General features: G+C 26.4%; 1 protein-coding gene. It reads left to right on the top strand.

The features are described 5' to 3' along the window. A partial coding sequence (locus HUN22_RS17775; RefSeq protein ID WP_174732116.1) for an aminotransferase class I/II-fold pyridoxal phosphate-dependent enzyme occupies positions 1-397 on the top strand: 397 nt, incomplete at both ends.

Here is a 397-nt window from a genome sequence, read left to right as displayed (position 1 = left end):
CGAAAGAGATAATTGAAGCTATTCAAGAAAGTGTGCTTGAAAATAGTAATTTATATACAAATAGTATTGGAACAATTGAGTTAAGAAAAAATGTTGCTGAATTCATAAAAAAAGATTCTATTTTTTTTAAAGATTATAGTTATGAAAATATCGCTATGTGTGTTGGGGCTAAGCAGGCTTTATTTAATACATTATCAATATTGCTAAATAAAGATGACGAGGTAATTGTTTTTTCACCATATTGGACATCTTTTTCTGAACAGATAAAATTACTTGAAGCAAAGTGCATAGTTGTTCCATTAGTTGAGCCTTTTTTTGATTTTGATATAGAAAAAATTAAAGCTAATATTGGTATAAAGACTAAAGCTATAATTATAAATTCACCTAATAACCCAAC

It is taken from the genome of Acinetobacter lactucae, assembly GCF_013344765.1.
Lineage (GTDB): Bacteria > Pseudomonadota > Gammaproteobacteria > Pseudomonadales > Moraxellaceae > Acinetobacter > Acinetobacter lactucae_A.
This window is presented reverse-complemented; position numbering and strand designations above follow the sequence as displayed.